The sequence below is a fragment of the Streptosporangium sp. NPDC048886 genome (assembly GCF_055586905.1).
This window is the reverse complement of sequence record NZ_JBVJHH010000006.1, coordinates 15,855-40,124: the sequence shown is the minus strand read 5'-3', so window position 1 is coordinate 40,124 and position 24,270 is coordinate 15,855. Positions and strand designations below refer to the sequence as shown.

Here is a 24,270-nt window from a genome sequence, read left to right as displayed (position 1 = left end):
CCCTGTCCCGGGTGCGGGCCGGTGGCCTCGGACGCCGGGCGCCGGGCATCGCGCCCGCCCGGTCCGGGCGGGCGCGAAGGGCTCACTTACGGCCGCTGCTGACCGCGTTGTACTGCAGGTCCTGCACGGAGAAGCTGCTCTTGACCTCCCACGGCGACGCGACCGTCACCGCGCCCACGGACGCCTTGTTCAGCCCGTAGGCCAGGGGGAAGAGCTGTGCCTGGACCCCGGCCTTGGCGGCGTAGCTCTGCTCCTTGCCGCCCACGGTCGCCTTCACCGTGGCCGCCTTGGTGAGGAACGACAGCACCTCCACCTTGTCGCGCGGCGTGGACGTGCCACCGCGCGGGTTCATGAACTTGGTCTGCGAACCCGAGGTCGGCCTGGCCGCGACGTACTGCGAGCGGTGCGTCAGATAGAGCGTGTCACGCACGATCGCCGGGGCCTTGCCGGTCTTCAGCCAGGTCAGGTAGTAGGACGAGATGTCCAGGTACGCCGAGCCGTTGTGCACGGAGGGGACGAACTGGGTGCCCTCGGAGAAGTCGTTCCAGGTGGTGAGCTGGATCCAGTCGGCGTCGCCCGAGATGGACTTCTCCCACGTCGTGCGCAGGTTCTCGGTGTTGTTGGCCTCGTCGTAGATGCCCTGGTTGGGCCGCTCGTCCTGGACCGAGACCGGCTGCATCCAGATCTTGTTCAGGCTGTGCGCCTTGGAGATGTTGGACTCGATGCCGCTCTGCTGGGCCGGGCTGCGGTTGCCCCAGTTGGAGAAGCCGTAGCTGATCGGCGCGAAGGCCGAGGCGTTGGAGGAGAAGTTCAGGAAGACCGGGACCAGCGCGACGTTGATGCCGTGGGAGCTCTTCATGATGTTCATGAAGTCCTTCCACCAGGTGGCGCTCTGCTGCTCGGCCTTGAACGGCGAGATCACCAGTCGGTTGTCGCCCAGGCGGTAGACCGACTTGGACGCGGCCAGGCCGGCCATGGCCGAGGCGAGCGTGCCGGCGTCGGTCTTCAGCGACGTCATGTCCGGCATCAGCACGATCTTGAAGCCGGGGTCGACCGCCTCCGCGGCCCTGATCAGGGTCCTGAGCCGGTCCCAGTGGGCGCTGGTGAGGGAGAGCACGTCCACGGTGAAGCCGTCCAGCCCGGCCTTGGCCGCGATCTGCACCTCCTTCTTCATGTCGGCCAGCTGCCAGTCGCCGGACAGCACCTCCCGGGGGAAGGGCCGGTCACGCAGCAGCCCGCCGTACGCCGCGTGCTTGCCGCTCTCGCCGGCGGGGTTCAGGTAGTTCTTGGTGTAGTAGTCGTCGGCCCCGGCCTTGTTGTTCAGCGAGATCGGGTACGGCGTGAAGTAGTGCGCGAACACCTTGTGGGAGGACGCGCGCAGCGTCGAGGTCGACGGCAGCTCGAACGGCAGCGGACCGGCCGGAACCGTCGGGGCCGCCTTGCCGTACGTCACCGTGAGCTTGGGCCCCTCGCCGTTGGTGGCCTGCGAGGAGTGCAGCACGCTCTGGACGTTCGAGGGGGAGGTGATGGCGAACGAATAGTCGCCGTCGCCGGTGAAAGCGGAAGACACCTCCAGCTTGACCGTCTGCCCAGCGGTCAAGCCCCTGGCGGTGGCCAGCACCGCCCCGGTGGCCGGCTGGTTGTTCCAGTTCAGGGTGGACTCAGACCATGCTCCGGTGACCGGACGCACCTCCAGGACGGTGTCGGTCGTCCTGACCGACTGCAGCTCCAGCGTCAGCTTGACGTCGGAGGCGTCCTCGGGCAGGTCCTTGAGGGTGAAACGGATGTAGGAGCGGCGCTCGGTGTCGGTCGCACCGTCGGAGGTGGCCGCGTTGGCCGAGAGCCAGGTGTGGGTGCCGTGCGGTTTCGTGGGGCCGGCCTGGCTGACGTAGGTGTCTTCGGCCGCCTCGACGGTCACCGTCTGGCCGGTGGGGGCCGCCGCGGCGGCGGGTGCGGTCACCGCCACCAGGTTGGTGGTGGTGGTCAGAGTCGCTATCAACAGCGCCATCGCACCTAAGCGGGATCGCATGGCGTCCTCCAGGAGTGACATGTTATGACATATCGACAAATCGCGATCATCATAGACAACGGAGGACGTCTTTCATCCCGATTTGCATATTCGAAGGGCGATGATGGCTCTGACCAGCCGATCTCCGCGAAGAAGGGTGGATGGGAGCCGGAGCCGTCGGGTGCCGGCGGCCGGAGGGTTTCGGACATCGGCCGTGACCGGAAGTCGGACGGGTCGGGGCGCGTGGTCGGCGAATCCGGCCCGGGCATGGGCGGGGCCGTTGCAGGCCGTCCTACAACTTTGACTGAATGATCTTGTCTGGATCGGTGATCGGTATCCGCCGCGGCCTAGACGGAGGATCGAGGCATGGAACTGTTGACCACGCTGGTGGACAAGGGGCTGCGCGGGCAGTCATCGACGAGACAGGAGGCGCTGGCCGTACTGGCGACCTCCGACGACGAACTGCTCGATGTGGTGGCCGCGGCCGGGAAGGTACGGCAGAAGTGGTTCGGCCGCCGGGTCAAGCTCAACTACCTCGTCAACCTGAAGTCGGGCCTGTGCCCTGAGGACTGCTCGTACTGCTCGCAGCGACTGGGGTCGAAAGCCGAGATCCTCGCCTACAGCTGGCTCAAACCACACGAGGCCGCCGCCGCGGCCGAGGCGGGGACGGAGGGCGGCGCCAAGCGCGTGTGCCTGGTGGCCAGCGGGCGCGGCCCCACCGACCGGGACGTCGAGCGGGTCGTCAGCACCATCGAGGCGATCAAGGAACGCAGTCCCGACGTGGAGATCTGCGCCTGCCTGGGCCTGCTGTCGGAACGGCAGGCCGCGCGGCTGCGCGAGGCCGGCGTCCACGCCTACAACCACAACCTCAACACCTCCGAGGACGAATACGGCAAAATCTGCACCACACACGGATTCGCCGACCGGGTGGACACGGTCCGGCGTTCACGCGGGGCGGGCATGTCGGCCTGCTCCGGCCTGATCGCCGGGATGGGAGAGAGCGACGCCGACCTGGTGGACGTGGTCTTCACGCTGCGGGAGCTCGATGTGGACTCGGTGCCGGTGAACTTCCTGATCCCCTTCCAGGGGACCCCGCTGTCGCAGACGTGGGAGCTCACCCCGCAGCGGTGCCTGCGGATCCTGGCGATGGTGCGATTCGTCTGCCCGGACGTGGAGGTCCGCCTCGCCGGGGGCAGGGAGATCCACCTGCGCAGCCTGCAGCCCCTGGCCCTGCACATCGTCAACTCGATCTTCCTCGGCGACTACCTGACCAGCGAGGGGCAGCCGGGCAGTGCCGACCTGGAGATGATCAAGGACGCGGGCTTCGTGGTGGAGGGGCCCGGATCCGCTACGCTGCCCGAGCACCGCGGCGCAGCCGCGCCCGCCCAGCCCGAGCAGCCCGCCCAGCCCGCCCAGCCCGAGCAGCCCGCCCAGCCCGGAGACGCGCCGGCCGCCGGGCCCGCACGTACCGACCTGGTGGCGCTGCGCCGCCGCGGCGCCGGTACCGACCTTGCGCCCAATGCCTGACCCGCGGCGATTCCTGGAGCTGGACCGGGCCCACGTGTGGCATCCGTACGCGCCGATGCCGGGCCGCGAAGTCCCGCTGCTGGTGGAATCGGCCTCCGGGGTACGGTTGCGCCTGGCAGAACCGGTCGAGGGCCAAGTGGAGCTGGTGGACGCGATGTCCTCCTGGTGGGCCGCCATCCACGGCTACGGGCACCCCGTACTGGACGCCGCGGTACGCGACCAGCTGGGCCGGATGAGCCACGTGATGTTCGGCGGGCTCACCCACGAGCCCGCGATCCGCCTCGCCACTCGCCTCGCCGAGATCGCCCCGGAGCCGCTGGAGCACGTCTTCCTCGTCGACTCGGGATCGGTCGCGGTCGAGGTCGCGGTCAAGATGTGCCTGCAGTACTGGCGGTCGCTCGGCCGGCCGGGCAAACACCGCCTGCTGACCTGGCGTGGCGGCTATCACGGCGACACCTTCCAGCCGATGTCCGTGTGTGACCCCGAGGGGGGCATGCACTCCCTGTGGACCGGTGTGCTGCCGCGACAGGTCTTCGCCGACGCCCCGCCCGCAGGCTTCGACGCCGGACCCGATCCCGCCTACACCGCGCACCTGGCCGGGCTGATCGAACAGCACGCGCACGAGGTGGCGGCCGTCATCGTCGAGCCGGTGGTACAGAACGCGGGCGGCATGCGTTTTCTCTCCCCCGGTTACCTGCGGGTGCTGCGCGAGCTGTGCGACGCGCATGGGGTCCTGCTCGTGTTCGACGAGATCGCCACCGGCTTCGGCAGGACCGGCGCGCTGTTCGCCGCGGACCATGCGGGTGTCACACCGGACGTGATGTGCGTGGGCAAGGCGCTCACCGGCGGCTATCTCAGCATGGCGGCCACCCTGTGCACGCCCCGGGTGGCGCACGGCATCGGCCGCGGTGACTTCCCGGTGCTCGCCCACGGCCCCACTTTCATGGGAAACCCGCTCGCCGCCGCCGTGGCGGTCGCCTCGCTCGACCTCCTGGCGGACGGGGCCTGGGAGGACCAGGTCAGACGCATCGAGGCGGGACTGCGGTCCGGGCTGGCCTGCGCGCGTGGGCTGAACGGGGTGCGCGATGTCCGCGTGCTCGGCGCCATCGGCGTCGTCCAGCTCGACCACGAAGTCGACAAGGCCGCCGCCACCCGCGCCGCCGTACAACACGGCGTGTGGATACGCCCCTTCAGGGATCTCGTCTACACCATGCCGCCCTACGTCGTCGACGACGCCGACCTCGGCCGCATCACCACCGCGATCGTCGCGGCGACCGCGGCCGGCTGACACCCCCGGCGAGACTTCTTCATGGCCCGTCCTGCGGGACTGGGTGGTGTGCCTGGACTGCGGCGTTCCGGCGGGTTCCGGCAGCCGACCGGTCGTGAGGGAGGCTCGGGGGCTAGACATGCCGGTGGGCCCATGGGGCCCACCTGGATTCGAACCAGGTAAGAAGGAAGCCCTCGAATGGCCTCACGACCGGCATGCGAGGAGAGCGGGAAGGCTGGATTTCAAAAGGAGTTTGAGAAGGAAGCCCTCCCATGGCCTCGCGGTCCCAACCGTATCAGGCGGGGATCAGTTCGTGCAGCGTCCCTGGCGTGTACACCCGCGACCCCGACGGCAGGCCGGCCGGAGCCTCCAGCCCGATGTAGGTGGTGTGCCTGCCCGAAGAGCTTTTCGTACGCAACAGGTCGGCCAGGTATCGCACGCGTAGGTAGTCGCGTTCCACGATCGAGCGCACCAGCAGGGAGGCGGTGACCCGGTTGCCCTCCACCCGGTTGAAGCCGGGATGCCCCTTCAAGTAGAGATGCAGCCATTTCACCCGCCAGGCGCCGTCGTCGCCGCGCAGGAAGACCAGGGGCAGGGCGATCCGGCCGGAGCCGCGCAGGTCGGACTTCATGCGTACGGTGCGTGGCTCGAACGGCCGGCCTCCCTGCCCGGCCTCTCTGGTCATGTAGCCGAAGAACGCCTCGGCGGCCTCGTCGAACCGCTCCCCGGCGTAGATGTTGACCTGGGGAATGATGATCGGCTGGGCCGCGTCGGCGAGACGGATGTTGATGAACTCCGACGCGCCATGAGGCGCCGGCGCCTCGGTGAGGTCGCCGGAGTACTCGGCGGAGCCGTTGGCGTAGTTCGTCCACGAGATGTGCGTCGGGTTGTCGTAGGAGGCGTCGAGCATGAGCGCCGACAGGTCGTAGTCGGTGCGCCGCTCGGCCTGGCGCCAGTGGACGAAGAACCTGAGCAGCTCACCGTCGACGGTCGAAAGCGAGCCGCGGGGCAGCATGCCGAGCCCGGGAGAGACGGCCTTGCCCGACAACGGCAGCGCGACGTCGAGCACGTCGGGATCGACGATCAGCTCGCCGACCTCGGGGAGGCGACGGGTGATCTCCTCATCCAGGATGGCCACCGCCCGCGACAGGACCTCCTGCTCAAGCGGCAAGCGGGAATCGGATGTCGTCCACGCCCTGCCGTACCGGTTGGTGAAGATGCGCCTGGCGGCGGGGGCGAGCCGGTTCTGCAGGTGCTCGCGCAGGGACAGCAGGACGCGACCAGAGGCGCCCGTCACGGCTTTTTCCGCGGCGTCCAGCACGGCCGACGCGGACAGGCCGGTCCGCAGCAGGTGGTCCAGGCGGCGCAGCAACGCGCCGGGCGCGTTCCCCAGCAGCTCAACGGCGTCGGCGGTACGGCCCGCCGACAGGGCGGCCTCGACGCGGCTGTCGAAGCCGGTGGCCTGGCGCGTGCCCCTGGCCACCTCGAAGACGCGGGCGGCCCGTGGGAACTGCGGGTACTCGTGAGGATGCAGCCGCTCGCCGAGCCGCTTCCACTGCTCCCGGTGGCGCGGCACGTCGCCGAGCTTGGCCGGGGTGGCGACGCCGTCCAGGGCCTGCAGCAGGGCGCGGCGCTCGGCGCGGCGCAACGAGCGGAACCTGGTGGGGGTGGCCAGGGTGACGTCGCCGCCGGAGCAGCCGCAGGCGAGCCGGAGCACATCCGTCACCGTGTCGACGAGCAGTGGTCGGCCGGCGGCCAGCCGTATCTCGTTGACGACGGCGCGGTTCTCGCGCACGGGGACGTGCTCCGGTTGATCGGCGCAGAACGACGCCAGGGATCGCAGGGCCGTCAGGTCCTCGGCGGCCAGTGGCGTCTCGGAGCCCGCCAGGGAGAAGTAGAGCTCGCGCGCCTCGGACTCCAGGCTCCCGCCGAGTTCCAGCACGGTTACGCGGTCGGCGGCCAGCGGGATCAGCTCGGCGTGCGCGGCCAGCAGGTCGGCGTAGGTGTGCTGGTAGCGGCCGTAGCCCGGCAGGGACAGCAGGTTGAGCGTCAGCGGCTGGAGGCGGGTGGCGGCGACCGGGTCGAGCAGGGTCTCACGTAGCAGGCCGGCCCAGAACTCCAGGGTGTCGGGCACGTTCTCGGGGAAGTCGATGAAGTAGGCGTTGTGCTGGACGTGGTCGCCCACCAGGCCGCGGACGGCGGCCAGGACCCGCACGCCGAGATCGACCACGCTCTCACCGCGCAGCCGCGTCAGGCGTTCGAGCAGGGCCGGCGAGCACGTGAAGCCGACGCTCAGCAGCGCGGCGTCGAGCTGGCGGGCGGCCACCTCGCCCCAGCCCGGCGCCGAGTCGATGGGGGCGTCGATGGGAACTCGTAGCCGTCGGGCGATGACGAGGCTTTCCAGACTGTCCACGAACGCACCTTATAGCCGAAACATGCCCGCACGCTGCGGGTTTTCCGAGCATGTGATCGCCGGCCGCACCCGCTCGCCAGCGGGCGGGTGCGGCCGGACGGTCCGGGCTACGTGATCGCCGATGACCGCCCGCCGTACGAGCATCGCGAAGTCCGCGCCTGGGCGGCCGGGCGACGGCACGTGATCGCGGAGGTGCCCTTCCCGCGTGGATCAGGCCCGGAGCTGGCGGGTGATGGAGGGATCGGTGATGGCGGTGTCGTCCGCCAGCAGGAAAGCCTTGCTGAGGATGAGCGCCAACCGGCCGTCCTCCTCGAACGGGAGGAACAGTCCGGCGTGGGGGTCGCGTGCGGAGACGATGCACAGGTAGGCGTCGTTGGGTTCCATCAGGATGTTCGCCGACCCCAGGTGGATCCTGTAGGTGCGTATGTCGCCCCGCACCACCAGGAAGCGGTCGGTCACGGTGCACCGGTCGGCGATGGCCGTCCGCCCGATCAGCCGGGACAGCGCGTCGCGGCGCACCTCGGCGGAGGGCGGCAGCGCCGCGAACGAGCCGGTCCGCCAGTAGTCCCGCAGCCGGTCCGGTCCGTGGTCGGCCCACCGGGGATCGGCCGTGATCGAGGTGACGGCCACGAACAGGTCGACGTCCCGCATGGCCTCGCTGAACACCAGCGCCGGGACCTCCGTCAACGGCGCCTGGTGCCACCTGCCCCCGGACAGCCGGTGGAAGCGGACCTGGCCGGTGACCGCGTGGCCCTCGTCGTACAGGCCGTGGTCAAGTGTCGCCCGCCACCGTCCGCCCGCCATCACCCGCTGGGCCTTCCCCTCGTGGCCGCCGTCCCACTGCCCCAGGAAGTCGGAGTGCCAGCCTCGCTGTTTGAACAGCGCGCGGAGCTTGCCGTAGTCCACCACGTGCCCGGCGAACCGGTTGGAGCAGGTCCCGGCCGCCTCCTCGGCGGGGGTGAGCAGGTAGACCTCGCGGAAGGCCTGCTTGTACGGCTGGCGCAGTTCCTTGCCCTGCACCACCTCCCGCCAGGCGCGCACCTCCTCCAGGGACGCGCGGGCCGGATGCCACAGCCGCACCGGCACCTCCGGCACGGTCAATCCCAGCTCGCTGCGCCACACGCCGGGCGAGACCTCGAACTCCCAGATCAGCCGATCGGTGACCGAGTGCCCCTCCAACTGCCGGTACGGCGGAGCCGTCTCGCTGGTGTACGCCGCTTCCAGCGCCCTGATCAGGGTGGCCTGCTGCTGCAGGGTCCGCTTGGCCAGCTCGCGCAGCCGCTTGACCTCGTCGGGGTGCTCCCGCCTGACCGCCGCCGGGACCGCCTTCAGCTTCTTGTCCCCGTGCCACCACGACAGCTCGACCCCGCCGTCGGTCGAGATCACCGCCGTGTGCTCGCCGACGGCCTGCCGTACCCGCCCGTCGGGCAGCCGGAACGCCACCTCCAGCCGGTTGCCCAGGGCGGGCTCGATGCGCTTGAACATGCGGTCCAACTGCTTGGGCACCCCGGCGTGCCGGGTGGCCCGGCGGGCGGCGCGCAGCGCGGAGATCGCCTCGGGAGTCGGGTGCTCCTCCACCGCGCGGGCGATCGCGAACAGCACTCCCTGGGAGGGCAGGGTCCTGGCCTGGGTGGGCGCCACCGCGATCCCGCGCAGCAGGCTGTCCAGCAGATCGGGCAGCCAGGGCTCGTCCCGCAGGAGCGCCAGCCGTACGGCCCGGCCGATGCTCGCCTTCTCCCCGTCCTCGAACGCCTTCTCCGGTCTGTACGGGATCTCGCCGGCGTGGATCGCCGAGACCCGGGCCTCGGCCGCCTCCAGGGCCGCCCGGGCGAAATCCAGGTAGCCGGGCTGGCCGCCGAGCCATTCGAGCACACCGGACGGCGGCGGGACGGCAGGGTTCGACCGCTCCCGCATCGCCTCGACGAACAGCGCCCGCCGCTCCACGTCCCAGCTGAGCAGCACCTCCATCTCGGCGACCGCGATCGGCCCGTGCCCCTCGGCGGACCGGGCGCCCACTTCGGCGTCCATGCCCGCCAGCCCCGCCGCCACCAGCACGGAGAAGGGATGGCCGCCTCGCCTCCAGTCCGGCAGCAGGAATCCGACCAGCTCGCGGGCTGACGCGGTCAGCCGCTGCTCGTCGACCGCGTACCGTGCCGATGTCGAGCCGCCGTCGCGGGTCCGGACCGGCGCGCCCAGCCCGGTGCCCAGCTGGGAGACCTCGGGCCAGTACGTGGGGTCCTTCGCGGTCCCGGTGATCAGATCGAGCAGGCGCTGCGCGAGGGGGGAGAGGTGCATGCCGGTGGTTCCTGTCAGAGGTGGATCTGGCGGGTGACGGACGGGGCGACGATGGTGGCGTCGGCGGCCAGGAGGATGCTGCCCGAGCCAAGCCGGATCCCGCAGGTGCGCGGCTCGCCGCGGGCGGGCAGGGAGGGCTCCTCCAACGTCCGGCCCGTCGCGATCTCATCGCGAAACATCACTGATGCCATCGAAAACCGTATTTCCGTGAAATGTCAGGTGGTGCCGCAATCTATAGCAGCAGCGAATGACAGAACGTCGATGGCGGCGGGCATCCATGCCAGGCAGGGGCGTCGTCCGTCGTTGAGGAGCCGCGCCCTGCCGGCCCGCCCGGGGAGACCGGCCCCGGCCGTCAACCGGCCGGCAGCGCCACGACGGCGGGGCCGAACGCTGTCCCCAGCAGATAGCACAGGTTGAACAGGCCGATCGCGGCCGGCCTGTGCTCCTCGGGGGCCGCCGAGACGGCGCGGACCGCCAGCACTCCCTGGCCCGAGGCCGCCGCGATCGAGGCGGCGGCCTGGGCGACCAGCAGGCCGGGCGCCCACGCGGTGAAGGCCGCGGCCAGGGCCGCCGCGACGCCGGTGACGGCCAGTGCCGCGATCATCAGGCGGGGCCGCACCCGGGCGGACGCCGCCACCACGGACCACGACAGCATGCCGCCGAACAGCAGCGGCCACACCATGGCCAGACCGATCTGCGCGGACGACCAGGTCGTCAGCTGCGAAAGCCGGACCGGGAGCGCGTAGATCAGCCCGAAGTTGCCGACGGCCAGGGCGAAGGCCAGCCCGGCGGCTCCCAGGAACCGGGGCGCGCGGACCAGGACGGCCGGGACGAAACCCGCCGGCCGGGCCCGCAGGTGCAGTCCGAGCGCCGCCGCCGCGGCGACCGCGCACAGTCCGGCGGCCACGGGCTGGTGCGGCACGGACACCAGCGCGGTGACCAGCCCGGTCAGCACCACCGCGCCGATCACGTCGAACCGGCCGGGTGACGGCGTGGGCAGGACCGTCTGCCGTGACGCCGTCTGCCGTAACACGGCGGGTACGGCCAGCACGGCCACGGCCGGCAGGGCGAGCACGACCCGCCAGGACAGCAGGTCGCTGACCAGCGAACCGGCCAGCGGGGAGACCGATCCGACCACGGCGAGCGAGGCCGTGGCCACGCCCATCCGGCGAGGGGAGTCGGCCAGCTGCATGGCGATCGCCGTCAGCCCCGCGGCGCCCAGCGCCTGCGCGGCGCCGGCGAGCAGGAGGACGGGCAGGCCGGGGGCGAGGAGCACGAGGCCCGCCCCGGCGAGGGCGAGCAGGGCGCACGCCGTCACCGTGGCACGCATGCCGCGGTGACCGACCAGCCCCGACATCAGCGGCGTCCCCACCGCGATGCCCCACCCGAACACCGTCACCAGCCAGGCCGCCGATCCCGGCGGGCCTCCGAGGTCGCCGGCCACCTCGCCCAGGATGAGCGCCGGCCCCGCGATCCCGAACGACATCGGCCCGGCCAGTACCGCCAGTGAGAACGCGGACACCCCGGCATGCCGCGCCGTACCCGCGGCCGGAGCGCTCACCGGGTCTCCAGCGTCGGGTAGTCGGTGTAGCCGCGGTGGTCGCCGCCGTAGAAGGTGGCGGGGTCGGCCTCGTTGTATGGGCCTGCGGCCCTGACGCGCTCGGGCAGGTCGGGATTCGCCAGCCACAGGGAGCCGAGGCTGACCGCGTCGCACAGGCCCGCGCGGAGCGCCTCCACCGCCGAGCCGATCTTCTCCTCGGCGGCGCCGCGCGGGTTGAGGATCAGCGTGCCCGGCCACGCGGCCCGGACCAGCTTGGTGATCTCCCGGTCGAACTCCATGATGTGCACGTACGCCGGCCTGAACGGCGCCAGCGCGCGCATCAGGGCCGGATACACCTCGGCCGAGTCATGTTCCCGGATGCCGTTGTTGGGGTTGGCGGGGGAGATGCGGATGCCGACCCGTTCCGGCCCGATCGCGTCGGTGACCGCCATGGCGACCTCGACCGCGAAGCGGATCCGGTTCTCCACCGGACCGCCGTAGGCGTCGGAGCGGATGTTGGCGCTGCCGCACAGGAACTGATGGATCAGGTAGCCGTTCGCGGCGTGCAGCTCCACCCCGTCGAATCCGGCCGCCGTCGCGTTCCTCGCGGCGGTGACGAAGTCCGCGACCGTCGAGGCGATGTCCGTCGGCGTCATCGCACGCGGGGTGGGGTGGTCGAGCATGCCCGCACCGGTGAAGATCTGCCCGCCGGAGGCGATCGCCGAAGGGGCCACGGGCAGGGCCCCGTCCGGGTAGAGACAGGGGTGGCCGATCCGGCCGGAGTGCATGAGCTGCGCGAAGATCCGGCCGTCCCGGCCGTGGACGGCATCGGTGACCCGGCGCCACGCCTCCACCTGCTCCGGCGAGTGCAGCCCCGGGGTGTCGATGTATCCCTGGCCGATCACCGAGGGCTGGGTGCCCTCGGTGATGATCAGACCGGCGGCGGCCCGCTGCGCGTAATACTCGGCCGTCAGGCCGGTCACCAGCCCGCCGCTCGCCCGGCTGCGCGTCATCGGCGCCATCACCAGACGGTTGGGGAGGGTCAGCTTGCCCACGGTGACCTGCTCAAATAGCTCGTTCATGGAGATGAAGGTATGAGCGCTGACATGCATGACGAATCAGTAGGATTTACTGTTTCCGGGTACTTGGAGGTTGCGTGCTGTACGGGCGGTCCACTGAGCAGACGGAGCTCGAAACCCTGGTCGCCGCAGCGCGGGAGGGGCGCAGCGGCGCCCTCGTGGTGCGCGGCGAGGCGGGCATCGGCAAGACCGCGCTGCTGGAGTGGACGGCCCGGACGGCGGCCGGGCACGGGATGCGGGTGGTGCGGGTAACCGGCATCGAGCCCGAGGCCGACCTGGCGTTCGGCGGGCTGACACAGCTGCTGTGGCCGCTGCGGGACCATCTCGACGCGCTGCCGGGACCGCAGGCCGCCGTGCTGAAGGCCGTGCTCGGGGCTGAGCCGGCAGCCGGGCGGGACCGCTTCCTCACCGGGCTCGCCGTACTCACGCTCCTGGCCGACCTGGCGGAGGACGTCCCGGTGCTCTGCCTGGTCGACGACGCTCAGTGGCTCGACCAGGCCAGCGCGGAGCCCCTGCTGTTCGCCGCCCGGCGGCTCGCGGCCGAGGGGGTGGCGGTGGTGTTCGCCACCCGGGAGGACGGCTTCGCCGCGCCCGGGCTGAGCGAGCTGCGGCCGTCCCGGCTGGACGGTCAGGACGCGGCCCGCCTGCTGGCCGAGCACGAGGTGGCGCCGGTCCTGCGGGAGGAGATCATCGCCGAGTCCGCGGGCAACCCCCTGGCGCTGATCGAGTTCGCCGCGGGGCAGCGCGGCCGACCGGCCGGGCCGCTGTACTCGCAGATCGCCGACCGGGTGCTGGCGTCGTTCCGGGCCCAGATCGGGCGGCTGCCCGAGCGGACCCGGTTGATGATGCTGATGGCGGCCGCCGAGGGGAGGGGCGACCTGGCGCTGTTGCTGCGGGCGGCGCACCTGATGGGCGTCGGCCTCGACGACCTCGAAGAGGCGGAACGGGCCGGGCTGATCCAGGTGACCGGATCGGCCGTCGTCTTCCGGCATCCGCTGATCGCCACCGCCGCCTACCAGGGGGCCGCGCTGGCCCGGCGTGTCGCCGTGCACCGGGCTCTCGTCGAGATGGCCGAGAGCCCGGACTGCCGCGCGCACCACCTGGCCGCCGCGACGATGGAGCCCGACGCGGGCGTCGCCCTCGAACTCGTGGCCGCGGCCGAGCGGGCCGGTGCCCGCACCGCCTACGCGGCCGCCGCCCGCCTGTACGGACAGGCCGCCCGGCTCGCCACCGCCGGACAGGACCAGGTCGGCTGGCTCGCCCGGGCGGCGGCCGCGGCCCTGTCGGGCGGCCATCCCGGCCAGGCCGCCGAACTGGCGGCAAGGGCCGAAGAGCTCGCCGCGGAGGAGTCCGCCCAGCCGGGCCGTCCTTCCGGAGGGGAGCGCCACGACGTCGTGGCGGAGCTGACCTCGGTGCGCGCGGCCGCGATGTTCGAGCTCGGCGAGGAGGAGAAGGCCGTCGGACTGCTCCTGGACCGCGCCGATCGGGTGGCTCCGCACCAGGGCGCCGCCATGCTCCGCACCGGTGTGACCTACGCCTGGTTCACCGGCGACGAGACCTCCGTGCGCGCCGCCTCCCGGAAGCTGGCGGCCCTCGGCCACTCCGACCGGATGGCCGAGGGGCTGGCCCGCCTCATGGGCGCCGACTACGCCCGCGGCCTCCCGCTGCTGGTGGACTCCCTGGCCCGGAGTCCCGGAACCGAGCGCGCCCTGTTCACCGCGATGATCATAGGTGACGACGTCTCGGCCATGGCGCTGGCCGCCGCCGAGGTGGCCCGCTGCCGCGAGCAGGGCCTCATCGGCGCCCTGCCCCAGGCGCTGCAGGTGCTGGCCCAGACACAGGTCTGGGCCGGCCTGCACCGCGAGGCCGAGGCCGCCGTGGCCGAGGCCGTCGGGATCGCCTGCGACGCCGGCCTGCAGCAGCGCATCGCCTGGCTCAACGGCGTCCCCGCCCGGATCGCCGCGATCGAGGGCGACGAGTCCCGCTGCCGCCACCTGGCCGGCGCGACCCCCCCACCTCTACCGGCCGACCGGCGACGCCGTCCTGGGCCTGCTGGAGCTGTCCATGGGCGACTACGAGTCGGCCCTGAACCGCCTGGAGAGCGCCTGGTCCAGCCCGGGCCGCAACGCCGCGGTGCTCCTGCCCTCCGCCCCCGACCAGATCGAGGCGGCGGTACGGCTGGCCCAGCCACACCGCGCCGAGGAACCGCTGCGCCGCCTCCAGTCATGGGCCCGGGCCTCCGCGCAACCGTGGGCCCAGGCCGTCGCCCTGCGCTGCCAGGCCCTCACCGGCGACGACGAGACCTCCTTCCAGGAGGCGCTCACCCTCCACGAGCAGGGCGGCCGCCCCTTCGAGCAGGCGCGCACCCAGCTCCTCTACGGCGAATGGCTCCGCCGCGCCCGCCGCCCCGGCGACGCCCGCGCTCCCCTGCACGCGGCCATGGAGACCTTCGCCCGCCTGGAGGCCGCCCCCTGGACCGCCCGCGCCCGGTCCGAGCTCCACGCGACCGGCGGATCCCCCAGGACCGTTCACCCCGCCCCGGCCACCCCGCTCACCCCGCAAGAACTCCACGTGGCGCGGCTGGCCGCGGCCGGCCACAGCAGCCGGGAGATCGCCGCCCAGCTCTTCCTGAGCCCCCGTACGGTCGAGTACCACCTGTACAAGGCCTATCCGAAGCTGGGCGTCACCTCCCGCCGCGAACTCAGCCGCCTCAATCTCACCTGACCGCGTCCGCCCGGACGGCGCGCCGTCAGGAGCCGGAGAGCGTGCCCTCCGCGGGGCCGAGCGGCTCCGCGCCGGGGCGCCGGCCGGCCGCTGAGCGCCCTCGTCACCGCGGCCACCGGCGGGGGCGGGCCGGGTTCACGCCGTGAGCACGATCTTGCCGCGGGCGTGCTCCGCCTCGAGGAAGCCGATGGCGTCGGCGGTCTCGCTCAGGGGGAACGTCCGTTCGATCACCGGGGTGATCTTTCCCTCCGCGACGAGTCCGGCCAGGAGGATCAGGTCCTCGACGCTGCGCCTGGCGGCCAGCCCGCGGAGCTTCTGGCTCAGGAACGGCGTGGTCACGGCGGCGGCGACCAGCCGTGGCAGGGGGCCGAGCAGCGCACCGCCGGCACCGCTGGAGGAGACGTAGACGCCCTTCGGCGCGAGCACCCGGCGGAACCCGGAGAGCCGGTGGTTGCCCACGAGGTCCACGATGACGTCGAAGCGGCCCGCGCCCCGGGTGAGGTCCTCGCGGGTGTAGTCGATCACATGGTGGGCGCCGATCGAGCGCACCAGATCCGCGTTGCGGGTGCTGCAGACGCCGGTCACCTCCGCGCCGAGCGTCCTGGCGAGCTGCACGGCGAAGGTGCCCACCCCGCCGGAGGCCCCGTTGACGAGCACCGTCCGGCCGGGCCCGGCCCCGCCGAGCCGCAGCGCCTGCAGCGCGGTCGTCGCCGCCACCGGCAGGGTAGCCGCCTGCTCGAACGTCACCTCCGCGGGTTTCGGGGCCAGATGCGCCTCCGGCGCCGCCACGTACTCGGCGAAACCCCGCTGGTTCATCTCGCCGAACACCTCGTCGCCGACCTGGAGGCCCGTCACCTTCGGCCCGACCGCCTCCACCGTCCCGGCGACGTCGCGGCCCAGGACCGTCTCCTTCGGGCGCCGGAGTCCGAAGGCCAGGCGCAGGACGCCGGGGGAGCCGTGCATGGCGGCCCGGTCGCCGTGGTTGATCGAAGCGGCGCGGACCCGCACGAGCACCTCGCCGTCGCCGACGGCGGGCCTGTCGACATCGGTGTAGCGCAGGACCTCGGCGGGGCCGTACTCCTGGTAGACGATCGCTTTCACAGCTGTTCCTCATCTCGGCGGCGGAGCGGGGCGGGCTCCGGGCAGGGGGCGGCACACCGGCGACGTCCGCCTGGCGTGGGTGTTCGGGGGGATCGGTGACCCTCAGCGGTGGCGCGCCCGGGTGATCCCTTCGACGACGGTGTGGATGAGCGTGCCGGCGGAGATCACGATGAGCCCTGTGTGGATCCACCGCGGTACGCTCGGCGGCCACCCGGCCGCCGTGACGAAGACCGGGTTGAGCAGCCTGTCGTCCGCGGCGAGCCAGATCAGCGCGACCGGGCAGGCGATGCCGACGAGCGTCCCGGCGACGGCGAGGGGAACGCTCCAACGCGCGTAGTGCTTGGCGAAGGAGAATCCGAGGTCGGCGATCACCAGGGCGATGAAGAGGTGGATGACGCCGGTCTCCCACAGCCGGGGCGAGAGCACGCCGATGGGGGCGCCGCCGGCGTCCGTCTCGGTGCTCACCAGCGGTGAGAGCAGTATGAAGGTCGTGAAGAGGACCAGCAGCACGGTCTCGGTGACCAGCTCGCCGTACCGGGCGCGGCGGCTGGGCGGCTCCGGGAGCGCGGCGGGGCTCCAGGGCCGCGCCGCCGTCCGGCGCAGGAGGGCGACGCGTTCGATGATCACGAAGACGAGCGTCGTCCAGAAGGCGATGTGGACGGCGGCCGTGAGCGCCGCGCCGAGGGTGTCGCCGATCACGCGGAGGGCGGTGCCGCCCTGGAGGCCTCGCACGAGTCCGACGGCCGCGGCGACGGCGGGCACGACCGTCACGAGCAGGGCCGTCAGCAGCCGCGTGTAGTCGAGGTAGAGCGCGGGGCCGATGAGCTGGAGCGGGCGGTCCGCGTAGCCGGCGGCCAGCCGCGCCGGGTCGCCGAGTTCGGTGAGCACCGCGAGCTCCGCTCCGGCGGGGTCGCTTCCGGCGTTGAGGCGATCGTCGACGGCGTCCGCGATCGAGGCCCGGAGCTCCTTCTCGATGTCGGGGCGCTGTCTTTCGGGCAGGCGGCGCAGGGTCGCCTCGACGTAGCGGTCGGTGAGGGCGCTCGTGGTGGTCATGACTGGCCTTTCAGGGCACGGAATGCGGTGTCGAGCTCGTCCCATCCGCGGCTCAGGGTCTCGGCGAGTGCCAGGCCCTTGCCGCTCGTGCGGTAGAACTTGCGCGGCCGGGACTCCTCGGTGTTCCAGTCGCTGGTCAGGAGCTCCTGCTTCTCCAGGCGGCGCAGGAGCGGGTAGAGGGTGTTGGCGTCGACGGCGAAGCCCCGCCGGTCGAGCAGGTCGAGCAGGGCGTACCCGTAGTTGGGCTGCTCCAGGATGAGCAGGCAGGCGAGCACGACGGTTCCCCGTCGCAGTTCCTGCAGGTGCGTGGAGAGCAGCTCATCGTCCAGCATGAGGGCACAATATTGTGTGCCACACAGTAATGCAACGGGGTCCGTGGAGTCCGGGCTCCGACGTCCGGGATTCATTGATCTACATTGTAAAGATTCCTGGTCGGCGACCACCGGATGAGGAAGATCGAAACGACGGCGTTACTGTTGGAGTCACGGGTGATTCCGAAACGGCGCCGCCGGACGACACGGTGGCTCCACATGGTTCGCGGCAGGAGACAGAGCCGACAGGGCCGCCGCGTGCCGTACATCTCGACAATGCCCAGGTCCCCTGCCACCAGGGAAAAGCCTCGCGCGAGGAGAGGGCCGCCCGGGGACCGCCCACCGTTCCGGAGGGAGCAGCCGATGCCGATCAAGGTCGAGACACTCTCGGGCGAGAGCGCCACACTGGACGACGACAAGCTCGAAGAGCTCCGGATGACCTTCCGGGGCCCGCTGATCACGCAGCAGGACGATGACTACGACGCGGCGCGGACCGTGCAGAACGGGCTGATCGATCGCCGGCCCGCCCTCATCATCAGGTGTTCGGGCACCGCCGACGTCATCGACGCCGTCAACCTGGCCCGTGAGCACGGCCTGCTGGCGGCGGTGCGCGGGGGCGGGCACAGCGTCGCGGGCCACTCCGTCCGCGACCGTGGCCTGCTGATCGACCTGTCCGGGATGCGCGGGGTCTGGGTCGACCCCGAGGCCCGGCTGGTCCGGGTCCAGGGCGGCGCGACATGGGGCGATGTCGACCGCGAGGCCCAGGCGTTCGGTCTCGCGGTCCCGGGCGGGATAGTGTCGACGACCGGCGTCGCCGGGCTGACCCTGGGCGGCGGGCTCGGCTGGCTGCACCGCAAGTACGGGCTGTCCTGCGACAACCTGCGGGCCGTCGAGATCGTCACCGCCGACGGGCGGCTGCTGCGGGCCGACCGGTCCGAGAACGAGGACCTGTTCTGGGCGCTGCGGGGCGGGGGCGGCAACTTCGGGGTGGTCACCTCCTTCGAGTTCACGGCCCATCCTGTCGGACCGACCGTGATGTGCGCGGTGCCGATGTACGCCGAGGATCCTGGCGAGGTCTTCCGGGCGTGGAGCGACTGGGCGGAGACGGTGCCGGACGAGGTCACCACCAGAGCCGTCTTCTGGACGATCCCGCAGGACCCGCACATGCCCCCGGAGGTCCACGGCAGGCAGGTGCTCATCACCGGCGCCCTCTACGCGGGGCCGCCGGAGGAGGGCGAGAGGATTCTCCGACCGGTCCGGCGGCTCGGCACCCCGCTGGCCGATCTGAGCGCCCCGATGCCGTATCGGATGTTCCAGTCGGCCTTCGACTTCTTCTTCGTCAAGGGCGCCCTGGCCAGTTACTGGAAGTCGCTGTTCATGAGCGGGCCGCCCGGCCGGGCGGCGGACCTGATCGTGCGGTACGGGTTCGAGCGGAGCGCGCCGCAGTCCATGGTCCACGTGCCGCTGCTCGGCGGGGCGGTCAGCCGTGTGGGCCCGAGCGAGACGGCGTACGGCGACCGCGACGCGACCAGCATGCTGAGCGTGGACGGCAACTGGGTCGACGGCGACCCGGCCGACCATGTCGCCTGGGTGCGCCGTGTCATCAGCCAGGCCGAGGAGTTCTCGACCGGCGGGACCTATCTCAACTTCGACGGTGACGGCCCGGGGGAGGGGCCCGAGCTGGTCCAGGCGGCGTTCGGTGACAACCTCCGGCGGCTGACCGAGATCAAGCGGCGCTACGATCCGCAGAATCTGTTCCGGCTCAACGCCAACATCCCACCCGCGTAGCCGGCCGCCTGTCCACCGGCACATCGGCCCGGCCGCCGTCAACGCGCTGCACGGCGGCCGTCCGAGGTTTGTGATCCGTCACAGGTTTGACAGCTCAGATTTACTGCCTTTTCCAATTCCCAGAAGACCGCCGCCAGCCCATGGTTTGGGAGGGAGAAATGTAGGCGATCACTGGAGCCCCTATGCAGCGCCGCACCTTCATCGTGTCCCTCTCCGCCGTCGCTCTGTCCGGCACCCTGTGGCAGGACGCCGCGCTCGCCTCCTCGGTGGTCGCGGGCGAGAGCCCGTACGGCCCGCTCGGTGGGCCCGACGCCAACGGCGTCGCGCTGCCGGCCGGGTTCAGCAGCAGGGTGGTGGCCAGATCGGGCCACTCCGTCGGCGGCGTCCTCTGGCATCCGGCCCCGGACGGCGGTGCCTGCTTCGCCGACGGCGCCGGCTGGATCTACGTGTCCAACTCCGAGGTTCCGCTGGTCGGGGGCGCTTCGGCGATCAGGTTCAGGGCCGACGGCTCGATCGAGCGGGCCTACCGGATCCTGTCGGGCACCAACCTCAACTGCGCGGGCGGGCGCACGCCGTGGAACACCTGGCTGTCGTGTGAGGAGATCTTCCGCGGCAAGGTCTACGAGACCGATCCGTACGGCGCGCGCGAGGCCCAGCAGCGTCCGGCGATGGGCAAGTTCAAGCACGAGGCCGCCGCCTGTGACCCCGATCACAGGGTCGTCTACCTGACCGAGGACGAGGAGGACGGTTGCTTCTACCGCTTCGTCCCGAACGTCTGGGGCGAGCTGTCCAGCGGCCGTCTCGAGGTCTTCTGCGCCGACAACCTCTGGCGGCCGGTGCCCGAGCCGGCGCCCGGTGTCTTCCAGAAGCAGACCAGGCACCAGGTGAGCGCGGCCAGGCACTTCGACGGCGGCGAGGGCTGCCACTACGCGGACGGGATCTGCTACTTCACCGCCAAGGGCGACCGGAAGGTGTGGGCCTATGACGCCGTCCGCCAGACGGTGACGGCGATCTATGACGGCGCCGGCACGCTCGACGGCGTCGACAACATCACCGGCACCCAGGGCGGTGATCTCTACGTGGCCGAGGACGGCGGCAACATGGAGATCAACATCATCACCCCGGACCGGGTGGTCGCGCCGGTCCTGCGGCTCGACGGCCAGGGCGGATCCGAGATCACCGGCCCCGCCTTCTCTCCCGACGGCACCCGCCTGTACTTCTCCTCCCAGCGCGGCACCAGCGGCGAACGGGCGGGAACGGGCGGCATCACCTACGAGATCAGCGGCCCCTTCCGCCGCTGATCCGAAGGGGCGCCCATGGCTGCGGCGTGCTGACGTTCTTCACCGCCGCGCGGACCGTGCTCCTGCTCAGATCCCGTACCGCAGAGCCGACGCTTTTCGAAGGGAGTTCAGCGTGATCCGATCAGTGATCGCCGCCCTCGTCCTGGTGGTCGCCCTCGCCCCGCCCGTCCACGCCTCGGCCGGTGAGGTGTATGTGGCCCTGGGCGACTCGGCCGCCTCCGGGCCGCTGGTGCCCGACCAGGTGGTGCCCGACCTCGGGTGCTGGCGCTCCGACCGCAACTACGCCCACCTCACCGCGCAGGCCATCGGGGCCGCCAAGTTCCGTGACGTCACCTGCTCGGGCGCCGACACCAAGGACATGTACAGCGCGCAGGGCACCGACCTCGGTTCGGTGCCGCCGCAGCTGGAGGCGCTCAGCCAGGACACCACGCTGGTCACCGTACAGATCGGCGCCAACGACGTGGGGCTGACCGGGTTCATCGAGGACTGCCTGAACCTTCTGCCGCCGCCCGTCGGCGACGCCTGCAACGACGACTACATCGAGAACGGGCAGGACACCTGGCGGGTCAAGACCGACGCGCTGCGTCCGAAGCTGACCACTTTGGTCGCCGACATCCGTGCCCGCTCGCCGCAGGCCAGGATCTTCGTGGTGGGCTACGGGACCTACGCCCCGCTCAACGGCTGCTACCCGAGGGTGCCGATCATCAAGCAGGACGCCAACTACATCCGGGCCACCCTGCAGTACTTCAACCAGGCGTTGGCGGAGCAGGCGGCGGCGGCGGGCGTCGCCTTCATCGACCTGCAGACGCCGAGCGTGGGCCACGATCCGTGCGCCTCGGCGGGGACGCGGTGGATCGAGCCCTACGTCCCCGCTTCGCCGGCGGCGCCCTTCCACCCCAACGCGCGCGGGATGCGCGGTTTCGCGGACGCGGTGATCCCCGCTGTCAGCGGGGCGTGATCCTTCTGGCCGCCAGCGCGGCTCCGATCTGCTGGAGCTGCGCTGGGTCGGCCGGGTCGAGCCCGGTCAGGCTCACCACCCGCCGTAACCGGTAGTCGACGGTGTTCGGGTGCACGTGCAGCAGCTCGGCCGTGCGGCGGCGGTCGAGCCCGGTCTCCAGATAGACCTTGAGCGTCCTGAGCAGGTCGGGGTTTTCCAGCAGCGGGTCGAGGAGACCCGCGAGCCGGGCGGTGGCCCTGCTCGGCCGGGTGAGCTGGTATTCCAGGAGCACGTCGGCCAGCCGGTAGGCGCCCGGCGGGTGTCCGAAGATCCGCGCCACCTCCAGGATCTCCTCGGCCACCCCCGCGGCGGCCGGGACCTCGGCGGGCGTCGCCTGCTCGGCCGCCGCCCAGATCGGCACCCCGGCCGCCCTGGTCATCGCCTCGACGACCTCGGCCGGGGCCGGTGGCTCGCCGCCGCACGGCAGCAGCACGAGCCCGCCCGCCGGGTCGAGCACGGACAGGACCTGCTCGGTGGCGTAACGCTGCACGGCGGCCCTGATCCTGGCCAGCTTGCGCCGCGCGGCGATCGATCCGCCGGGCTCATCCTGTTTCTCGTCGGGGTGGGCGTCCACCGCGATCGCCATGACCAGGTATCCGGGTGCCAGCCGTACCGCGGCCAGGGCCGTGTGGTCGCCGCCGAGCAGCGCGGAGACGGCGGCGTGCATGGTGTGTTGCTCGTGGCTGAGCATGCCCTCGCGCTCCCCGAGGTAGGCGGTGCACACCGCGGAGGTCACCGCCTCGATGTAGACGAGGATGAGGCGGTTCATGTCGAGTACGGCCGCGAAGTCGGCCGGTGTGGCGGTGGCGATCAGGCGGTCCCAGACCCAGCGGGCGCCCAGGTGGTAGGCGGCCAGCAGGGCTTCGAGCGGGACCCGTTCCTGCGCGCGGCGCGCGGCCGAGGCGCGCAACGGAGCCAGCTCGGCGGAGGCGGGCGGGCGCCCGTGGCGGAACATCTCGCAGATCATCCGCAGGTTGTGCTCGGTGATCCTGGTGATGTCGCCGTCGAGCTCCTCCCTGGGCAGTCGCCGGTAGATGGGGATCTCTTCGACGAAGACGTGCACGAGCTGCCTGGCCAGGCTGGTCGCCTGGCGTCCCAGCAGCTCGTGCACGGGGCATCCAGCCAGGATGAGCACGTCTGCCACTGTCTCACACCAGGTTGTGATCTACCCGTCAAGTGGGACAGCGGGCAGGAAATGCCGCCGTCGCCTGCCGCCGCCGGGCCGGATGTGCCGCCTGGCGGGGTTCCCGGACCCGTGGCGGTCGGCCGTACGCGCTACGTCAGTGCCGCTTCAGTACGCCGATCAAGCTCGTGAGGCTGTTCTGGCCATGGCCGGCGGTGACGCCCTGGCGGAAGATCTTCAGGACGGCGGCCGGAAGCGAGCCGTCCACGCCGGACGCCTGTGCGGTGCGCAGCACGTGTTCCATGCTGGCCACGCCCATGGAGATCCGGTCGACGTCCCCCTCGTGGTCGCCCGCGGTGATCCGGGGCGCGTAGAACTCCAGGAAGTAGCGCAGGTCCATGGTCCTCACCGCGTGCGGCAGGAAATCCTCGGCCGAGATCCCGTTGGCCTCCGCCACCGCCTGACCGTGCAGGTAGCCGGTCAGCGCCGTCCAGAACATGTCGATCCCGATCTGGTAGTACAGCGCCGCCAGCCCCTGGTCCTCGCCGAGGTATTCGATCCCGGTCAGCACCTCAAGGGCGGGCCTGTGCGCCTCGATCACCTCCTCGGGGCCGCTGTAATACGTCATGGCGTCCGGCGTGCCGATGCCCGGAGGCGGCACCTGCACGCCGCCGGTGACCTGTACGGCTCCGCGCTCGGCCAGCCACGCGGCCGCCTGACGTGCCCTTTCCGGAGTGTCGGAGGTGAGGTTGGCCAGGGTGCGGCCGGCCAGGGCGGTCTCCGGGGCCTGGGCCAGGGTGGCGTCCATCGCGTCGTAGTCGATCAGGCTCAGGACCACCAGCTCGTTGGCGGTGAGCGCCTCCTCGACGGATCCCGCCCTCCTCGCGCCCCGCGCCACCAGCTCCTCCGCCCTGGCCGGCGTGCGGTTCCACACGGTCACCTCGTAGCCGCTGCCGAGGTAGGCGCCGGCCATGGCCTGTCCCATGGGGCCCAATCCGATCACGGTCACGGACTTCATCCAGCTCTCCTCATCACTAGAACGAACGCTCTATCTAGAGAGCAACGGTAGCACGCGACTAGAACGAACGCTCTACCAAGTACGATGAGAGCCATGCGGACCCAGCACGAGATCGGCACCCGGGAGCGGATCATCCGGACGACCTCCCGCCTGATGCAGCGGCAGGGATACGAGGCGACGGGCCTCAAGCAGATCTCCCAGGAGGCCCAGGCCACACTGGGCTCGGTCTACCACTTCTTCCCCGGCGGGAAGCGGGAGCTGGCGGTCGAGGCGGTCCGCCACGGGGACCGGGACTTCGCGGAGTTCCTGCGCGCCGCCTTCGACCAGGAGGACGATCCGGCCGCGGCGGTTCTCGCCTGCACCCGCGAACTGGCCAAGGGGCTGCGCGAGTCCGGCTGGCTGGACGGCTGTCCCGTCACCACCACGGCGTTGGAGAGCGTGGGCCGGGAGCCCGAGATCCAGCAGGCCGCGGAGGAGGCCTACGAGAACTGGCGCACGCTGGTCCGCGACAGGCTCAGGCGCTCCGGCTTCGCCGACGAGGTGGCGCACGACCTCGCCCACAGCGTGATCAACCTGCTGGAGGGCGCGGAGCTGTCGGCGCAGGTGTCCCAGCGCGAGGCTCCGCTGGAGATCGCCGGCAGGCACCTCGCACGGCTCATCGACTCCTACCGATGAGCCGGCCCGGCCGGCCCGGCCCGGCCGGGCCGTCGGGGCGCGGCGTCGGC

18 protein-coding genes and 1 pseudogene are annotated in these 24,270 nt (G+C 71.6%); 8 read left to right on the top strand and 11 right to left on the bottom strand.

Annotated elements, in window-relative coordinates; all coding sequences use genetic code 11:
• Window positions 1–82 precede the first annotated feature (82 nt).
• Window positions 83–2,008, bottom strand: coding sequence for a glycoside hydrolase family 71 protein (locus tag ACZ6R6_RS08815; protein ID WP_470091430.1), 1,926 nt, complete (start codon window positions 2,006–2,008; stop codon window positions 83–85).
• A gap of 366 nt (window positions 2,009–2,374) precedes the next feature.
• On the opposite strand from ACZ6R6_RS08815, the gene bioB reads away from it, so the two are divergent.
• Window positions 2,375–3,535, top strand: a complete 1,161-nt coding sequence (bioB, locus tag ACZ6R6_RS08810) for a biotin synthase BioB (RefSeq protein WP_470091428.1) — start codon at window positions 2,375–2,377, stop codon at window positions 3,533–3,535.
• The gene (locus tag ACZ6R6_RS08805; protein WP_470091426.1) at window positions 3,528–4,823 is read left to right on the top strand and encodes an adenosylmethionine--8-amino-7-oxononanoate transaminase; all 1,296 of its coding nucleotides are present in this window, start codon (window positions 3,528–3,530) and stop codon (window positions 4,821–4,823) included. The genes bioB and ACZ6R6_RS08805 overlap by 8 nt, the downstream gene beginning before the upstream one ends.
• A gap of 274 nt (window positions 4,824–5,097) precedes the next feature.
• Here ACZ6R6_RS08805 and ACZ6R6_RS08800 read toward each other — a convergent pair whose 3' ends face one another.
• From ACZ6R6_RS08800 to ACZ6R6_RS08780, 5 genes are all read right to left on the bottom strand, one after another.
• Window positions 5,098–7,215 carry a TerD family protein gene (locus ACZ6R6_RS08800; protein ID WP_470091425.1) on the bottom strand — a complete coding sequence of 706 codons (2,118 nt, stop codon included), beginning with the start codon at window positions 7,213–7,215 and terminating at the stop codon, window positions 5,098–5,100.
• A 210-nt stretch (window positions 7,216–7,425) separates the two neighbouring features.
• Window positions 7,426–9,510, bottom strand: a complete 2,085-nt coding sequence (locus ACZ6R6_RS08795) for a DUF4132 domain-containing protein (protein WP_470091423.1) — start codon at window positions 9,508–9,510, stop codon at window positions 7,426–7,428.
• A gap of 14 nt (window positions 9,511–9,524) precedes the next feature.
• Window positions 9,525–9,692, bottom strand: a complete 168-nt coding sequence (locus ACZ6R6_RS08790; RefSeq protein ID WP_470091421.1) for a hypothetical protein — start codon at window positions 9,690–9,692, stop codon at window positions 9,525–9,527.
• 170 nt (window positions 9,693–9,862) lie between these two features.
• Window positions 9,863–11,071, bottom strand: coding sequence for an MFS transporter (locus tag ACZ6R6_RS08785; protein ID WP_470091419.1), 1,209 nt, complete (start codon window positions 11,069–11,071; stop codon window positions 9,863–9,865).
• Complete coding sequence (locus ACZ6R6_RS08780) at window positions 11,068–12,132, bottom strand: alkene reductase (RefSeq protein ID WP_470091417.1); 1,065 nt, start codon at window positions 12,130–12,132, stop codon at window positions 11,068–11,070. Before ACZ6R6_RS08780 ends, ACZ6R6_RS08785 begins: the two co-directional genes overlap by 4 nt.
• Window positions 12,133–12,206: 74 nt before the next feature.
• On the opposite strand from ACZ6R6_RS08780, the pseudogene ACZ6R6_RS08775 reads away from it, so the two are divergent.
• Both ACZ6R6_RS08775 and ACZ6R6_RS08770 read left to right on the top strand, forming a co-directional pair.
• Window positions 12,207–12,626: pseudogene (locus tag ACZ6R6_RS08775) on the top strand (AAA family ATPase); the annotation flags it as partial.
• 1,567 nt (window positions 12,627–14,193) lie between these two features.
• A complete protein-coding gene (locus ACZ6R6_RS08770; RefSeq protein ID WP_470091884.1) occupies window positions 14,194–14,853 on the top strand; it encodes a helix-turn-helix transcriptional regulator in 660 nt (219 codons plus the stop codon).
• A 135-nt stretch (window positions 14,854–14,988) separates the two neighbouring features.
• Here the strand turns inward: ACZ6R6_RS08770 and ACZ6R6_RS08765 are convergent, their stop codons facing one another.
• The 3 genes from ACZ6R6_RS08765 to ACZ6R6_RS08755 form a co-directional block, all read right to left on the bottom strand.
• Window positions 14,989–15,954, bottom strand: a complete 966-nt coding sequence (locus ACZ6R6_RS08765) for an NAD(P)-dependent alcohol dehydrogenase (RefSeq protein ID WP_470091415.1) — start codon at window positions 15,952–15,954, stop codon at window positions 14,989–14,991.
• 102 nt (window positions 15,955–16,056) lie between these two features.
• A complete protein-coding gene (locus ACZ6R6_RS08760) occupies window positions 16,057–17,007 on the bottom strand; it encodes a permease prefix domain 1-containing protein (RefSeq protein ID WP_470091413.1) in 951 nt (316 codons plus the stop codon).
• Window positions 17,004–17,339, bottom strand: a complete 336-nt coding sequence (locus ACZ6R6_RS08755; protein WP_470091411.1) for a PadR family transcriptional regulator — start codon at window positions 17,337–17,339, stop codon at window positions 17,004–17,006. Before ACZ6R6_RS08755 ends, ACZ6R6_RS08760 begins: the two co-directional genes overlap by 4 nt.
• 342 nt (window positions 17,340–17,681) lie before the next feature.
• Between ACZ6R6_RS08755 and ACZ6R6_RS08750 the strand changes: the two genes are divergently transcribed.
• From ACZ6R6_RS08750 to ACZ6R6_RS08740, 3 genes are all read left to right on the top strand, one after another.
• Window positions 17,682–19,106: an FAD-binding oxidoreductase gene (locus ACZ6R6_RS08750; RefSeq protein WP_470091410.1), complete on the top strand. Its 1,425-nt coding sequence runs from the start codon at window positions 17,682–17,684 to the stop codon at window positions 19,104–19,106.
• 182 nt (window positions 19,107–19,288) lie between these two features.
• Entirely contained in the window at window positions 19,289–20,407 is a 1,119-nt protein-coding gene (locus tag ACZ6R6_RS08745; protein ID WP_470091408.1) for an alkaline phosphatase PhoX, read from the top strand.
• Between the two features lie 112 nt (window positions 20,408–20,519).
• Window positions 20,520–21,365: an SGNH/GDSL hydrolase family protein gene (locus ACZ6R6_RS08740; protein ID WP_470091406.1), complete on the top strand. Its 846-nt coding sequence runs from the start codon at window positions 20,520–20,522 to the stop codon at window positions 21,363–21,365.
• On the opposite strand, the gene ACZ6R6_RS08735 is transcribed toward ACZ6R6_RS08740, so the two are convergent.
• Window positions 21,352–22,539, bottom strand: coding sequence for a PucR family transcriptional regulator (locus ACZ6R6_RS08735; RefSeq protein ID WP_470091404.1), 1,188 nt, complete (start codon window positions 22,537–22,539; stop codon window positions 21,352–21,354). The two genes, ACZ6R6_RS08740 and ACZ6R6_RS08735, sit on opposite strands and share 14 nt — an antisense overlap.
• Before the next feature lie 145 nt (window positions 22,540–22,684).
• Complete coding sequence (locus ACZ6R6_RS08730) at window positions 22,685–23,545, bottom strand: NAD(P)-dependent oxidoreductase (RefSeq protein WP_470091402.1); 861 nt, start codon at window positions 23,543–23,545, stop codon at window positions 22,685–22,687.
• 93 nt (window positions 23,546–23,638) lie between these two features.
• On the opposite strand from ACZ6R6_RS08730, the gene ACZ6R6_RS08725 reads away from it, so the two are divergent.
• The gene (locus ACZ6R6_RS08725; protein WP_470091400.1) at window positions 23,639–24,220 is read left to right on the top strand and encodes a TetR/AcrR family transcriptional regulator; all 582 of its coding nucleotides are present in this window, start codon (window positions 23,639–23,641) and stop codon (window positions 24,218–24,220) included.
• Window positions 24,221–24,270: the final 50 nt, after the last annotated feature.

Excerpts from the sequence above, each read along its gene's own strand:
- ACZ6R6_RS08795 (WP_470091423.1), bottom strand. The coding sequence starts at position 9,510 with ATGCACCTCTCCCCCCTCGCGCAGCGCCTGCTCGATCTGATCACCGGG.
- ACZ6R6_RS08780 (WP_470091417.1), bottom strand. The coding sequence starts at position 12,132 with ATGAACGAGCTATTTGAGCAGGTCACCGTGGGCAAGCTGACCCTCCCC.
- ACZ6R6_RS08815 (WP_470091430.1), bottom strand. The coding sequence starts at position 2,008 with ATGGCGCTGTTGATAGCGACTCTGACCACCACCACCAACCTGGTGGCG.
- bioB (WP_470091428.1), top strand. The coding sequence starts at position 2,375 with ATGGAACTGTTGACCACGCTGGTGGACAAGGGGCTGCGCGGGCAGTCA.
- ACZ6R6_RS08760 (WP_470091413.1), bottom strand. The coding sequence starts at position 17,007 with ATGACCACCACGAGCGCCCTCACCGACCGCTACGTCGAGGCGACCCTG.
- ACZ6R6_RS08725 (WP_470091400.1), top strand. The coding sequence starts at position 23,639 with ATGCGGACCCAGCACGAGATCGGCACCCGGGAGCGGATCATCCGGACG.
- ACZ6R6_RS08805 (WP_470091426.1), top strand. The coding sequence starts at position 3,528 with ATGCCTGACCCGCGGCGATTCCTGGAGCTGGACCGGGCCCACGTGTGG.
- ACZ6R6_RS08730 (WP_470091402.1), bottom strand. The coding sequence starts at position 23,545 with ATGAAGTCCGTGACCGTGATCGGATTGGGCCCCATGGGACAGGCCATG.
- ACZ6R6_RS08745 (WP_470091408.1), top strand. The coding sequence starts at position 19,289 with ATGCAGCGCCGCACCTTCATCGTGTCCCTCTCCGCCGTCGCTCTGTCC.
- ACZ6R6_RS08770 (WP_470091884.1), top strand. The coding sequence starts at position 14,194 with ATGGGCGACTACGAGTCGGCCCTGAACCGCCTGGAGAGCGCCTGGTCC.
- ACZ6R6_RS08755 (WP_470091411.1), bottom strand. The coding sequence starts at position 17,339 with ATGCTGGACGATGAGCTGCTCTCCACGCACCTGCAGGAACTGCGACGG.
- ACZ6R6_RS08750 (WP_470091410.1), top strand. The coding sequence starts at position 17,682 with ATGCCGATCAAGGTCGAGACACTCTCGGGCGAGAGCGCCACACTGGAC.